10 protein-coding genes are annotated in these 11,613 nt (G+C 69.1%); 6 read left to right on the top strand and 4 right to left on the bottom strand.

Translation table 11 applies throughout. The features are described from left to right. Positions 1–84 precede the first annotated feature (84 nt). On the top strand, positions 85–1,401 hold the full coding sequence (locus ACWF0M_RS24820; protein WP_452238087.1) for an acetamidase/formamidase family protein: 1,317 nt from the start codon (positions 85–87) through the stop codon (positions 1,399–1,401). Here the strand turns inward: ACWF0M_RS24820 and ACWF0M_RS24825 are convergent. Continuing rightward, a complete protein-coding gene (locus tag ACWF0M_RS24825; protein WP_452238088.1) occupies positions 1,398–2,159 on the bottom strand; it encodes a YaaA family protein in 762 nt (253 codons plus the stop codon). The genes ACWF0M_RS24820 and ACWF0M_RS24825 overlap by 4 nt on opposite strands. Next, positions 2,156–3,055: an aldo/keto reductase gene (locus ACWF0M_RS24830; protein WP_452238089.1), complete on the bottom strand. Its 900-nt coding sequence runs from the start codon at positions 3,053–3,055 to the stop codon at positions 2,156–2,158. Before ACWF0M_RS24830 ends, ACWF0M_RS24825 begins: the two co-directional genes overlap by 4 nt. Before the next feature lie 79 nt (positions 3,056–3,134). On the opposite strand from ACWF0M_RS24830, the gene pepN reads away from it, so the two are divergent. Further along, on the top strand, positions 3,135–5,591 hold the full coding sequence (pepN, locus tag ACWF0M_RS24835) for an aminopeptidase N (RefSeq protein WP_452238090.1): 2,457 nt from the start codon (positions 3,135–3,137) through the stop codon (positions 5,589–5,591). Between the two features lie 187 nt (positions 5,592–5,778). Next, positions 5,779–7,221 (top strand): septation protein SepH, encoded by a 1,443-nt coding sequence (sepH, locus tag ACWF0M_RS24840; protein ID WP_452238091.1) that lies wholly within the window; start codon positions 5,779–5,781, stop codon positions 7,219–7,221. A 6-nt stretch (positions 7,222–7,227) separates the two neighbouring features. Here sepH and ACWF0M_RS24845 read toward each other — a convergent pair whose 3' ends face one another. Beyond that, positions 7,228–8,211: a BtrH N-terminal domain-containing protein gene (locus ACWF0M_RS24845; protein ID WP_452238092.1), complete on the bottom strand. Its 984-nt coding sequence runs from the start codon at positions 8,209–8,211 to the stop codon at positions 7,228–7,230. 234 nt (positions 8,212–8,445) lie between these two features. Here ACWF0M_RS24845 and ACWF0M_RS24850 point away from each other — a divergent pair, with 234 nt between their 5' ends. Next, positions 8,446–8,853, top strand: coding sequence for a hypothetical protein (locus ACWF0M_RS24850; protein WP_452238093.1), 408 nt, complete (start codon positions 8,446–8,448; stop codon positions 8,851–8,853). 865 nt (positions 8,854–9,718) lie between these two features. Here ACWF0M_RS24850 and ACWF0M_RS24855 read toward each other — a convergent pair. After that, positions 9,719–10,075, bottom strand: coding sequence for a winged helix-turn-helix transcriptional regulator (locus ACWF0M_RS24855; protein WP_452238094.1), 357 nt, complete (start codon positions 10,073–10,075; stop codon positions 9,719–9,721). A 155-nt stretch (positions 10,076–10,230) separates the two neighbouring features. Between ACWF0M_RS24855 and ACWF0M_RS24860 the strand changes: the two genes are divergently transcribed. After that, entirely contained in the window at positions 10,231–11,040 is an 810-nt protein-coding gene (locus tag ACWF0M_RS24860) for an NAD(P)H-binding protein (RefSeq protein WP_452238095.1), read from the top strand. A gap of 101 nt (positions 11,041–11,141) precedes the next feature. Continuing rightward, a complete protein-coding gene (locus tag ACWF0M_RS24865) occupies positions 11,142–11,513 on the top strand; it encodes a hypothetical protein (protein WP_452238096.1) in 372 nt (123 codons plus the stop codon). Positions 11,514–11,613 lie beyond the last annotated feature (100 nt).

Below are 11,613 nucleotides of genomic sequence, written 5' to 3' on the forward strand. Positions count from 1 at the left end.
CCGCGTTCACGCGGCTTCACGGCACCGAAATGCCGGAACGGTATACAGGCGACATCATCCAGTGAGGCCAGTGAGGAGATGCCGATGGCAACCTTCGGTGAGTACGCCGCGTCCCTGCTGCGCTCGGGGCTCGGCCGCCGCGACTTCCTCCGGGCCACCGCGGTCCTCGGCGGCGCCGCAGCAACCGCACCCGTGGCGGCCGGCCCGGCGAGTGCCGCCGTACCCAAGGAAGTGCTGCAACCGGGCAAAGGGCCGATCCACGGCCGTCACTACCTGCGATCGACGCCGGACCAGGTCCGCTGGGGCTATGTGCCGTCGATCGGCAGCGATCCTGTACTGCGGGTGCGGTCCGGGGACACCGTCACCGTCGACACGGTCTCGCACGAGGGCATCCTCGAGGACCAAGGACGCGACCCGGTCGAGTACTTCGCCGGGCACGGCGTCCGCAAGTCGTCCGTGCTGGAGGACGCGGTCGCCATCGCCCGCGACTACGACCGTACGGCGCGGAACTTCGACGTCGACGGTCCGCACGTCGTCACCGGTCCGATCTTCGTCACCGGCGCCGCACCGGGCGACGTCCTGAAGGTCGAGATGCTGTCGATGCTCCCGCGGGTGCCGTACGGCGTGGTGTCGAGCCGGCACGGCAAGGGCGCACTCCCCCGGCTCGCGGGCGGAGGAATCCCGGCCGGGATCACGATCGACGAGATCATGCCGCCCGTGGCGACCGACGGCCGCGCGACCGGCGACCCGGAGCGGTACGGCAACGTGTCGGTGTTCACGCCGATTCGCGGCCGGCAGGGCGTCATGGCCGGCGGCAAGGTGACGTTCCCGCTCAACCCGTTCATGGGGCTGATGGGGGTCGCGTTCGCGGAGTCGTCCGCGCCGACCGCGCCCGAGCTGAACTCGATCCCGCCGACCCTCGGCGGCGGCAACATCGACATCAACCTGCTCGGCGAGCGGTCCACGTTCTACCTACCGGTGTTCGCCGACGGGGCGTTGTTCCACGCGGGCGATCCGCACTTCGCGATGGGCAACGGCGAGGTCGCGCTGACCGCTCTGGAGGGATCGCTGCGGGCCACGTTCCGGCTGACCGTCTGCAAGAAGGGGTCGGGGGACGCGCCGTCGGTCGCGTTCGGATACCCGTTCGCGGAGACGCCGGACGCCTGGGTGCCGATCGGCCTGTCCGACCCCGACGGCAGCCAGAACGGTCAGGGCAACGACCTCAACATCGCGATGCGGCGCGCCGTGATCAACGCGCTCGACTTCCTCGAGACCGACCAAGGCATGGACCGCGCCGTCGCGTACGCCTACCTGTCAGCGGCCGCCGACTTCGAGGTCTCTCAGATCGTCGACCGGACGACCGGCGTCCACGGGGTGATCCGGAAGGCGGACTTCGCCTAGTCCTTCTCTACGACGGTCAACGTCCAGCCCGCGCCCGCGCGGTCGAGCTCGGCGTTCCAGCGTTCGCTGATCAGCTTGTGGAGTGACTTCGGCGTCCCCGGGTCCTTGCCGGACTCGAGCAGGTGCCGCGCGACCAGGCCGCGGGTGTGCTTCGCGTTGTGCGAGACGACCGACCGGACACCGTCGCGTTCCCGCACCACATTCACCGACACCCACTTGTCCGCCTGGTCGCCGGCCGGCCGCCACGCCGCGACGTACGTCGTGGACCGGCAGTCCACGATCACACCGTCGACGCCGGCCAGCGCGGCGGCCAGCGGATCACGCCACACCGACGCCAACGGTCCGTGGCCGGGCAGCGTCGTACCCATCGACAGCCGGTACGGCGGGACGCGGTCGGCCGGACGCAGCGCGCCCCAGGCCGCCGAGATGACGAGCAGACGATTCGCGGCGCGGCGCTTCGTGCCTGCGGAGAGCGTGGAGTAGCCGAGGGCGTCGTACAGGACACCTGAGTACAACTCGGAGACCGGCACGGACGGTTCGGTACGCCACCGGGTGTTCCGCTCGACCTCGTCACGCAGCGAGGCGCCGACCTCGAGTACGTCGTGCGCGTCGGCGGACGCGGAAACCTTCGCCAGCGTCTCGAGCACCTGCTCACGAACCGGATTCAACTCCGGAAACGACAACGTCCCGAAGTCGACAGCACGACCACGAGACCGCCCGCTCTTACCCTCGGACGGCGGCAGGAGAATCAGGGTCACGTCAGTTCGTCCAGGGCGGCCAGGTCGGCGGGGGTTGGGGCCCATCGGCCGGCTGTGACGTTCTGGGTGATCTGTTCGGGGGTGGTGGCGCCGGCGATGACCGAGGCGACGGCGGGCTGGGCCGCGAGGCCGCCGATCGCGACGTCGATCAGGGTCAGCTCACGCTCGGCAGCGAACGTCTCGAGCGCCTCGATCTTGTCGAAGTCGGCGTGGGTCAGCCGCTCGGGCTGCGTCGCCAGCCGGGAGCCTTCCGGTGCGTCCGCGTCGCGCTTGTACTTGCCGGTGAGCAGACCCGACGAGAGCGGGAAGAACGGCAGGATGCCGACACCGATGTGCTCGCAAGCCGGCGCCAGCTCGTCCTCGACCTCGCGTTCGAGCAGCGAGTACCGGTTCTGTGCGCTGATGAAGTGCTCCAGGCCGTTCGACCGGGCGGTCCAGTCCGCGTCGACCACCTGCCAGGCCGCGAACTGCGAGCTGCCGACGTACCGAACCTTGCCCTCGGCAACGAGCTCGGTGAGAGCGGCGAGGGTCTCCTCGATCGGGGTGACCGGATCCGGGACGTGCAACTGGTAGAGGTCGATCCAGTCCGTGCCGAGTCGCTGCAGGCTCGACTCGACCGCCTTGCGGACGTACCGGCGGGAGCCGCGGACACCCCAGTCCGGGCCGTTCTCGCCGTGCATGTCACCGCCGAACTTGGTCGCGATCACCACCTCGTCGCGGCGGTCGCCGAGCGCCTTCCCGAGCAGTTCCTCGCTGAATCCGTGCTCGCCGCCGTAGACGTCAGCGGTGTCGAACAGCGTGATCCCCGCATCGACCGCAGCATTCACCACCGCATCCGTCCGGCCCGCATCGAGCCGCCGCCCGAAGTTGTTGCACCCCAGCCCAACCACGCTCACGGTAAGACCCGAGTCACCCAGCTGTCGGTACTCCATATCGCCCATGTGCTCAGCCTAGTCTCGGCATACAGTGGCCCTCATGCCGAGTCTCACCGTCGACGGCGCCCGCACTCGGGCCGCCGCACTTTCCGTCCAGTCGTACGACGTCGACCTCGACCTCACCCAGGGCGAGCGGACGTTCGGATCCACCACCGTGATCAGGTTCACCGCCTCGGAACCGTCCAGTTGGGTGGACGTGAAACCCGACCAGCTGATCTCCGTGACGCTCAACGGTACGGCGGTCGACGTGGCCGGACTGAACGACGGACGGCTCGAGCTGACCGGCCTGCAGCCGGAGAACGAACTCGTCGTGGTCGCCTCGATGCTGTACTCGCACGACGGCGAGGGACTGCACCGCGCGGTCGACGCCGCCGACGGTCTCGCCTACACGTACGCGATGTCCTTCCTCGACGCCGGCCCGCGGATCTTCGCGTGCTTCGACCAGCCCAACCTCAAGGCGCCGTACCGCTTCAAGGTCACGGCCCCGGAAGAGTGGCTCGTGCTCGGCAACGGCGCCGCCACGCAGGTCTCCCCCGGTCGCTGGGAGCTCGCCGAGACCAAACCGCTGTCGACGTACTTCGTCACCGTCGTCGCCGGGCCGTACCACCAGCTCACCGACTCCCACGACGGCATCGCGCTCAGCGTCGTCTCGCGGCAGTCGCTGAAGGACGCGCTCGACCGTGAGGCCGCGGACATCTTCGAGGTCACCAAGCAGTCCTTCGACGCGTACCACCGGATGTTCGGGTACCGGTACCCGTTCGGCGACTACCACCAGGCGTTCGTGCCGGAGTTCAACGCCGGCGCGATGGAGAACCCGGGCTGCGTGACATTCCGGGACCAGATGGTGTTCCGCTCGGCGGTCACCGACGGCGAGCGCAGCCAGCGGGCGCGGACCATCGTGCACGAGATGGCCCACCAGTGGTTCGGCGACACCGTGACGATGAAGTGGTGGAACGACCTCTGGCTGAACGAGTCGTTCGCCGAGTACATGGCGCACCGGGTGTCGACCGAGGCGACCCGGTACACCGACAACTGGATCGACTTCGCCTACATGCGCAAGTGGTGGGGCCTGCAGGCCGACCAGCGGTCCTCGACCCACCCCGTCGCCGCCGACGCGGTGAAGGACGCGCTCGCGTCGCTCGACGACTTCGACGGCATCTCGTACGCGAAGGGCGCCGCGGTCCTCAAGCAACTCGCGGCGTACCTCGGTGACGACGTGTTCCTGGCCGGCGTCAACGCGCACATCGCCGCCAACGAGTTCGGCAACGCGACGTTCGCCGACCTGGTCGCGAAGTGGACCGAGGCCGGCGCGGTCGGTCTGGACGACTGGGCGCAGGCCTGGCTGCGGACGCCGGGCGTCGACACGATCACCGTCTCCCGCACCGGGAGCGGCTTCAAGCTGCACCGCAAGGCGCCCGAGGCCTACCCGGCGGTGCGGCCGCACAAGCTGACCGTCGGCGGGTACGACACCGAGGGCCGCCGTACGACGGTCGACGTACTGATCGACGCCGACGAGGTGGACGTCGACCTGGACCCGTCGCTCGCGGTCGTGATCCCGGACGCCGGCGACGACAGCTGGGCGAAGATCCGGCTCGACTCCGTGAGCCTGGACAACCTCGCGGCGCTGCTGCCGAAGATCGAGGACGGCGTGACCCGCGCCGTCATCCTGAACAGCGTGCGGGACTCGGTCGCCGACGCGGAGCTGGATCCGAAGGTCGGGTTCGACGTCGTCCTCGGGATGCTGTCGACCGAGACCAGCGACATCGCGGTCGGGACGCTGCTCAACTGGTCGACCACCCACCTGCTCGGCGTCTACCTGCCGTACGAGCCGTACCGCGGGCAGTTGGCCGAGGTACTGCGTGCGCGCCTGGAAACTGTCGAGGTCGGAAGCAGTGTGCAGTTGTCGGTGGCCCGCGGGTTCGCGCGGTTCACCGACGACGTCGACCGGTTGAAGGGCTGGCTCGCGGGTCACGGCGTACCGGAAGGCGTCACGATGGACGCCGACCTGCGGTGGATCGTGACGCTGCAGCTCGCCCGCCTCGGGGCGATCGGCGAGGCCGAGATCGACGCCGAGCTCGAGCGGGACAGTTCGTCCGAGGGCATCGTCCACGCCACCCGCTGCCGGGCCGCGCTGCCGACGGCCGCCGCGAAGGAGCGTGCGTGGGCGCAGATCACCACGGACGCCGACATCGCGAACTACGAGCTGTACGCCGCGTGCGAAGGGTTCTGGCATCCGACGCAGTCCGAGCTCACGGCGCCGTACGTCGACCGGTTCTTCGCGGAGATCGCCGGCACCGAGAAGCTCCGCTCCGGCTGGGTGGTGGCCACCAGCGCGAAGAGCGCGTTCCCGCGGTACGCCGTCGAGCAGCGCGTTGTCGACCGGGCCGCCGACCTGATCGCGGACGAGTCCGTCGCGGCCGGCATCCGGCGGTCTGTCGGGGACATGGCTGACGACCTGAAGCGTGCACTTGCGGTGCGTTCGGCGTTCGCTGACTGACGCGTGGTTAGCCGTCACACCGTGTTGTGACTAATGTGACTGGTGTGATCAGGAGGACCCTGGTGACCAGGCAAGATGTGAATTCGTGACGTAACCTCCACAATGACTGCGCGGCACGGCGCGCCGGTCTTGGTCAGGCCCAGCGTCCGGGAGAGACTGTCTAGAACCGCACAGGAGAACAAGGTCAATGCGCGAGGCGAGGCTCGTCGGTCTGAGCCAGGACGGTAAGCAACTCGTCCTGGCGATGGCAGAGACGGGTGAGGAGTTCGCCGTACCGGTCGACGACCGGTTGCGTGCGGCCCTCCGCGGCGACCGTGCCCGACTCGGCCAGCTGGAGATTCAAATGGAGAGCGCGCTGCGCCCACGAGACATCCAGGCTCGTATCCGCGCCGGCGAAAGTCCCGAGGCGGTCGCTGCCGTCGCCCAGATGCCGATGGAACGCGTGATGGCGTTCGCGGGCCCCGTTCTGGCCGAGCGCGACCACATCGCCAGCCTCGCGCAGCGTGCATCCGTCCGTCGTCGCGGTGGCGGCGACGCCCCGACCAGGAACCTCGGCGCGTGGGTCACCGACCGGCTGCGGACGCGGCAGGTCGACCCGGCCTCGGCCGAGTGGGACGCGTGGCGGCGCGAGGACGGCCGCTGGGCGGTGCGGGTGTCGTACTTCGTCGAGTCTGAGATCGAGGCGGAGCAGAAGGAAGAGAAGGTCGCGATGTTCGCGTACGACGCCCCCGGGCGGTACGCGGTGCCCGACGACGACGAGGCGCGGTGGCTCGTCGGCGAGCAGGCACAGGTCACGACGACCACGCCCGTGCAGCCGCAGCCTGGTGAACGGCGGCTGGCCGCGGTTGCGGACATCGACCCGCTGATCGCGCCGGACCACGGCGCCGACAGCTACGAAGCCGGCTTCGAGGACACGGTCGGCCTGCGCCGCCGCAACCACCCAGCCTCCACCGACGGCCGCGAGTTCGGCCTGGAATCCCGCGACGGCGTCCGCGACGGTCGGCGTGATGGCGGGCTGGATGGTGGACGCGATGGTGGACGCGACGCTCGCGACGGTGGGCGTGATGGTTTACGGGACGCTCGTGATGGTGGGCGGGAGTATCCGCGCGAGGTTGCGCGTGACGGTTCGCGGGATGCGGATCGTGGGCCGCGCCGTGTGCACTCGGTGCCGAACCCGGACGAGGAGCCGACGCTGATCGACGTACCGGTCGACCAGCCCCCGGCCCCCCGCCCCGCGGTCCGCGCCGTCGAACGCCCCGCCGACCCACCCGCCTTCGCCTCCCCCGCCACCCCTGACGACCGCCTCCAGGAACCCCAGCCACCCCGCACCACCGAGCCCCGCCGTTCTGAGCCCGGTCGCGCGGAACCGGCACCCCGTCCGGCAGCCCGCGCGTCAGAAGCCCGCCGCCCGGACCCTGTCCGCGACCCGGCACCGTCCCCCGAGCCGCCGACCACTCCCAAGCAGACCCCCGCAGCCAGCGCCCAGCAGGCCCTGCCCGACGGCGCCGACAGCGGCGCGCCTGCAACCGACGACGCAGCGGGCGAACCCAAGAAGAAGCCGGCCCGCCGAGGCAAGCGCGCCAGCGTCCCCAGCTGGGACGAAATCATGTTCGGCAAGAAAGCAGACTGAACCCGCTCAGGCACTCAGGCGACTGAGTGCCTGCATGGCGTCGTACTCGATCCGGGCGAGGTCACCGAGGGCCGCACCTGCCTTGACCAGGTACTGCGCATCTCCCGACTCGCCCGCTGTGGCGATCAGCGTTGCGACTTCGGTCCACAATGCAGCCGCTTCGCCGTACAGCCGATGTCCGGTGCGCAGCTCACTGCTGTCGAGCAGCTGCGTGCATTCGCCGAGGAAGTCGCGGTACAGGTTGCGGAACAGCGCGCCCCCGGTGCCGGCCTTCTCCATCAAGAGCGCAGCCTGTGGCAGATCCCGTTGCGGGTCGTCGGTCCGCTCGAGCCACGCGCGTACCAGCTTGCCCGCCTTCGCGATGCCCCGGTGACCGAGGTTGGCGATGGGCGGGTGAAGGAACGCGTCGGCGCATGTTCTGATCGCGGGAACGATCTGAGGCGCCAGCGCAGGCAGCTCTCGGGGAGCGGTGAGGGTGAAAGACCGGTGCTTGGCAGTCATTGGGCCGCGCGCCGCCCTGGCCTCGGCGAGGCTCGTCAGGCTGGTGGACACCGCTCCGCCTTGCTGGTCGGTGTCGACCAGATACGCGTTCTGGTCGTCGTACCCGTACATCGCCACGACGTGACCACCGAAGTGCACCTTCGAGCCGAAGTACTCCAGGTAGTAGCTGTCGAGCTGCAGTCCGACCGGGCGCCCGGCGTCGATCGAGGCCGCGACGTTCTCCCAAGCCCTCCTCGGCGAGGTGGTCTCATGGACGAAGAGCTCCAGCTCGAGTGCCCCGGCCAGGTTCCTGGTGAGCTCGAACGGCTTCACCCGTCCCCCAAGGAAAGGGAAGCCCAAACTCTTGCTGTCCCAGTAGATGAAGGACAGACCGGAGCCGAGCCCGAAGAGCATCGCCTCGGACAGATCCACCCCTTGGCCGCGGAGCAGAACACCCAGCGCTGTTGTCTCGCAGTGCAGGCCGCCTCGGGCTTCGATCTCTGTTCGCACACCCGCATGATGGACCCTCCGGCGGCGGGAGGGTCCAGCCGTTCGCTGACACATCACGGACAGTTGTCCCACATCGCGGATGGTGTTTGGCGGTGGACCCTGGGCGGTGTCATGATCTTCGGCATGCAGATGCTGTGTTGTTGCTGTTGTCGCTGACGCGCGCCGACTCTCCGGCGCACGAGGCCCTGACCTTTCCGTGGCCCGCCCGCCGACACAGCACTCACAGGAATTCGCATGAATCTCCCGGCTCTCGCCGACCTGTTCGCATCCCGTGGTCTCCGGCTCCTTCCCGGTTCGTACGCCGTACCGGTCGAGCTCCTCGTCCAGCTGCCCGACGCCACGATCGTCCAGTTCACCGCCCGCGGCACAACGCTCCGGCTACGTAGGTACTCCCCCGACGCGCTGACCACGATCACGATCCCCGCCGAATGCGGATGCGGCGACCACCACCCGCAGACCGGCCCGTCCCGCGTGACACTCAGCCGGTACGCCGTACCGCTCGACGAACGCACCATCGACGGCGAACTCGAGTACGGCTGGCACCACCACGAAGCCGGCCATCTCCGCCTCCCCGACGCCCTCACCCACTTCTTCACCCTCCTCGAATCCCTCCAAACCCGCCACCTAGCCGGCGTCGCCTAACAACCCGAGGCGACATCCGGCGCTCCTGTCCGACGCGCGGTGGCCTGCAGACCCGCGAGACAGCTTCCGGTGAGCCGGAACCCGGTATTCCCTGTCCGCACCGCCCAGAAGGTGTCTCCCCCTCGGCAACCGGCCGCCCGTGCCTCACCGCGCTCATCGCGCAGACGCAGTCCGCCGAAAACGGCATCTCGACAGGACATATACATCTACTACCTGCCACCGCGCGCTGGCGGCAGGCTGGATGCCCGCGTCAGTGGAGGTATACGTACTGTCGACATTGCACAACATCCACACCCCCACCACCCGAGCCCAACCCAGCCGCACCCACGCCCAACGCCCCCGGGGCGACCGGATGACCGGGGTGGGGTGGGGTGCGCGCTGGCTGGAGAGGCTCGGGTGGGGTGACCGGGGTGGGGTGGGGGCGCTGGCTGGAGAGACTGGGGACGCTAGCTGGTCACTTCAGGTGGGTAGCACTCCCCGGTCCAAGGACCGGGACCTGGCCACCCTCGCCCACACCCGCCCACACCTCCAACACGCGATGGGATATCCCCTCGTGTTGTGGGTTCTCTGTTGGTATGCGAGGGGAGAACCCAACACGCGAGGGGATATCCCCTCGCGTGTGAGGGGGCGTTGCGGGAGAGGCGGGAGCGCGTGAATGCTCGTTGCGGCGGGCGGCGGGCGGCGGGCGGCGGGCGGCGGGCGGCGTGCGCGTGAATGCGCGTTGGGCCGGGTGGGCGTCTGGGACGGCGGTGGGCGGGCCGGGTGTCTGGGACGGCGGCGGGCGGGCACGCGTATGAAGGCGCGGGCGGGCGGGTGTCAGGGCGGCGGGTGGGCGGGCGCGCGTGTGAGGCGCGGGCGAGTGGGGTCAGGGGCGGCGGTGGGCGGGTTCGTTTGTGTCGAAGGCTTCGCGGGCCTCCTCCACCTTGGTGAGGTTGGGGGACCATTCGGCGAGGGAGTGGAAGAGGGGGGCGAGGCTGCGGCCCAGGGGGCTGATCGCGTACTCGACGCGCGGTGGGACCTCGGCGTGGTACGTGCGGGTGACCAGTCCGTCGCGTTCGAGCTGGCGCAGGCGCTGGGTGAGGACCTTGGGCGTGATCACCCCGATCCGGCGCTGCAGTTCGACGAACCGCTGCTCGCCGTACTCGTTCAGCGTCCACAGGATCGGCGTCGTCCACCGGCTGAAGACCAGGTCGACGACCGGCGCGATCGGACAGGCCAGCACGGGCTCAACCGCCCGCCCGACCGTTGGCCCGACCACTGAACCGGCTGCTGAACCGACTGCTGTATCAACCGCTGTATCAACTGCTGTGGTCTCGCTCACAAACCCACTACTATCCTCTAGGTACCTACTATCTCGCGACCAGTAGCGTCGTCTTCATGATCGTGATCACCGGAGCAACCGGCAACGTAGGCCGCCCTCTCGTCCAGACCCTGACCGCCGCCGGCGAGGATGTCGTCCCCGTCTCGCGCCATATCGAAAACCATGGCGAAGGCCATCAGGCCGACCTGTCCAACCCATCAACCCTGAAGCCCGTCCTCGACGGAGCGAAGGCCGTCTTCCTCCTCACCTCCGCGAGCTTCCTTGCCAACGGCAACCTCCAGGACGTCGTCGAGGTGATCCGCGACGCCGGCGTACCGCGCGTCGTACTGCTGTCGTCGCAAGGCGTCGGCACCAAGCGCCACCCGTCCATCCACGAGGACGCGGTGACGGCGTCCGGACTCGAGTGGACGATCCTGCGCCCCGGCAACTTCGCCAGCAACGCCTTCGCGTGGGCCGACTCGATTCGCACCCAGCGGGCCTTCGCCGCACCGTTCGCCGACATCGCCCTACCTGCGGTCGACCCGCAGGACATCGCGGAGGTCGCCGCGGCCGCCCTGCGCGACCCGGCCCACGCGAACGCTGTCTACACCTTGACCGGCCCGGCCGCGATCTCACCTCGCCAGCAGGCCGAGGTGTTCGAGACCGTCATCGGCTCGCCGATCCACTTCACGGAACTCACCCGCGACCAGGCTCGCAGCGGCATGCTCAACTTCATGCCGGAGCCAGTCGTCGAGGCCACGCTCGACATTCTCGGTACGCCGTCAGCGGCCGAGCAGCAGGTCAGTCCCGACGTCGAGAAGGTACTCGGCCGCCCGCCGCACACGTTCGCGGACTGGGTCAGCCGGAACGTCCAGGCGTTCCGCTGACCAACGGCAGGAACACGTCGTCGACCAATGCTGTCAGCGTCGGGGCCGGCACCGGTTCGCGGGTGAACATCATCTCGTGACGCAGCAGGTTGGTGGGCGCGGTGAGCACCCGTTCGGGAACGTCCGCGCTCGGGACCATCGCGTTCGCGGTTGCGGGCACGTCGTACTGGCTGCTCGGGATCGCGCTCGTGCTTCGCGGCGCCGGGTTGAGCGCGGTCAATCTCGCGGTGATGGTCGGCGCCTTCCGCGACCTCGACCCGGCGCAGATCCCGCACGCCAGCAGTACGACGCGGATCATGCAGCAACTCGGTGGTGCTTTCGGGGCCGCGACGCTGGCCGTCGTACTCAAGAGCCAGCTCATTGGGCACCGCTTGGAGACGGCGTACGCGCACAGCTTCGGGTGGGCGATCGGGTTCACCGTGCTGGCCGCCGTACCAGCGCTTTTCTTGCCTCGGGGCCGGGCTCTTGAATAAGTAACACGCTTGGTTTAACTTATCCGCGCGGTTGATCTTCCGGCCCGCCACCTGGAGGTTTCAGCATGTCCAGACGCCTATTAGCGCGGGTTCTTCCCGC

Source organism: Kribbella sp. NPDC055110, assembly GCF_053607525.1.